This window comes from Sphaerospermopsis kisseleviana CS-549 (assembly GCF_028329225.1).
Lineage (GTDB): Bacteria > Cyanobacteriota > Cyanobacteriia > Cyanobacteriales > Nostocaceae > Sphaerospermopsis > Sphaerospermopsis kisseleviana.
This window is the reverse complement of the sequence record NZ_JAQMTI010000138.1, coordinates 1-2,471: the sequence shown is the minus strand read 5'-3', so window position 1 is coordinate 2,471 and position 2,471 is coordinate 1. Positions and strand designations below refer to the sequence as shown.

Annotated in this window: 2 protein-coding genes; one reads left to right on the top strand and one right to left on the bottom strand. The window is 40.4% G+C overall.

Features of this window, described 5'->3' with window-relative positions:
* Positions 1-325: 325 nt before the first annotated feature.
* Positions 326-1,231 carry a hypothetical protein gene (locus PN497_RS11570; RefSeq protein WP_096572804.1) on the top strand — a complete coding sequence of 302 codons (906 nt, stop codon included), beginning with the start codon at positions 326-328 and terminating at the stop codon, positions 1,229-1,231.
* A 42-nt stretch (positions 1,232-1,273) separates the two neighbouring features.
* Here the strand turns inward: PN497_RS11570 and nadA are convergent, their stop codons facing one another.
* Positions 1,274-2,236, bottom strand: coding sequence for a quinolinate synthase NadA (gene nadA / locus PN497_RS11565; RefSeq protein WP_096571319.1), 963 nt, complete (start codon positions 2,234-2,236; stop codon positions 1,274-1,276).
* Positions 2,237-2,471 lie beyond the last annotated feature (235 nt).

Here is a 2,471-nt window from a genome sequence, read left to right as displayed (position 1 = left end):
GAAGTAAGTCGAAGTAAGTCGAAGTAAGTCGAAGTAAGTCGAAGTGCTTTCAAAAAGTGTAAGCTTTTATGAGGTGGCAACTGAAAAACCTTGCACTTAATTCCTACTTAAAGAAAAAATCGTTCCTATCCAACTCTTGAAACTGTCACCGTGGCATAGCACCTGTCACCTGTCACCTAGCTTTCACAGATAACTTTTTCAGCAAACCCTAAGTACAGACAAAAGTTTGCTTTAGACTAGGTGAAGTTAGTGACAACAGAGTGCAAAATTAATGATAATGAGTTAGTTCATAGGTCAGGGTGCGAGAGTGATCACTCAATCTCAAATGGTAGATAGAATCAACGATATAGCTTGGCAAGCTCACCAGGGCAGCGTTGCCGCTATTATTCAGGTATTGAACGAAAGACTTGTGATGTCTGGTGTCAGAACTAGAGCGATCTTTGCTGATGGTGTGTTACAAATTTTATGTGAAGCGGCTACGGTAGAACAACTTGAGCAGTCTACCTTGGTAGCCAACATCCAGCAAATTTTAGAGTCCATTGCACCGCGTAACATTCGCAAAGTCAAGATCAACAGTCGCATTGTGCGGGAACAGCAATTATTATGGTTGGAGGAAATTAACCGCAATAGCGAAAATCAATTACTTTGGTCACAGGAAATTACTTTATCTCAGCCTAGTCTTTTCCAGCAATTAATTCAAGATTTTACAGCAGCCTATACTGAGTTTGGAAAACCGATTTTACCTAAAGCTCAATCTTTACTTACTAACCAGGATAAAAACAAAGATACAATCAAGAAGCTGATCATTGGATCAGTTAGTTTGTGTGCATTACTTTTGCTGGCTGCTTTGTTTGATGAACGTTTAAGTAATTCAATAAAAAATCTGATACCATTACAAATTTCTCCTTCTGTAAAAACCGCAGGTGAAGTTAAATCAGAAGTATCATCCTCTCATGCTCAAAAAAGCCCTGCTCAATCGGCAAATGATACATCTGATGACAAATTTGCAGATGCAGTGAGACTTGCTAATCAAGCCTCTGCTGCTGGTAAAACAGCTACAACTTCAACTCAGTGGTTGGAATTAGCTGCTAGATGGCAAAGGGCTTCTGATTTAATGAGTCAGGTTCCACCTAGTCATAGCCGATATCAAGAAGCACAAATTCGTACTAAGTTATACAGGGAATATAGTAAAGCTGCTGAGAAAGAAGCAGAAAAAATGGGTGATTGGTGATTGGTGCAAAATATTTCCCTCCTGCCTCCTGCCTCCTGATGGCTAAACACTCATTTCTAACATTCGTTGCATGGGTTTGAGTGCTGCCAGACGGATATCCTCTGACATGGTAATTTCAGGGGTGCGGTTTTTCATGGCTAGGTACAGCTTTTCTAAGGTATTTAACCGCATAAATGGACATTCGTTACAATTGCAGTTATTCTCAGGAGGGGCAGGAATAAAGTGTTTACCCGGTGCTAATTTTTGCATCTGGTGGATGATTCCTGGCTCTGTAGCCACGATAAACTCATGGCTAGGGCTTTTTTGACAATAATTCAATAAAGCCGCTGTAGAGCCGATATAGCTGGCGTGACGTAAAACGCTGGTTTCACATTCTGGGTGAGCGATCGCCTCTGCTTCTGGATGTGTAGTTTTTAACTCAACTATTTTCCTTTCCGAAAATGTCTCATGAACAACACAGCTACCCTGCCATAACAGCATATCCCGTCCGGTTTGTTGCATTACGTACCGTCCTAAGTTCCGATCTGGTGCAAAAATAATCGGTTGTTCTTTGGGTATTTGCTGGACAATTTTTACAGCGTTGGAACTGGTGCAGATAATATCGCTCATGGCCTTGATTTCGGCAGAGCAATTAATGTAAGAAATTACTAGATGGTCTGGGTGTGCGGCTTTAAAAGCTGCAAACTGATCTGGGGGACAGCTATCAGCTAAAGAACAACCAGCATTTAAATCTGGTAATAGTACCAATTTATCAGGATTGAGGATTTTTGCGGTTTCTGCCATGAAGTGAACGCCAGCAAACACAATCACATCTGCATTTGTCTGTGCTGCTGCTCTTGCTAATTGTAAAGAATCACCAATAAAATCTGCAATATCCTGTATATCTGGATCTTGATAGTAATGCGCTAATATCACCGCGTTGAGTTCTGTTTTCAGATCCTCAATAGCGGCAAATAAATCTAGTGGTAGTGTACCCTGTAGTCGAGCGAGTTTAGTTGTAAACACAATTAAGAACTGCTTTTGATTACAAATTGTTACTTTATGGATTCAATTATAGTAGTTTTTACCAAAAATGGTAGACAATTGATGAGGGTAATTTTTGACACTCTGCGGTCTAAAGACACGCAGATTCTTTAAGACTTGCTCAAAAGGGATAGTCAATTATCCCCCTACGCGCTCAAAACAACTACCAGTACGACAGGTATTGCAATTGCGTTTACTTTTATGTTTCTTTGCTTTC

Bases quoted from the DNA above. Each gene is read 5' to 3' on its own strand.
- PN497_RS11570 (WP_096572804.1), top strand. From the start codon at position 326: ATGGTAGATAGAATCAACGATATAGCTTGGCAAGCTCACCAGGGCAGC.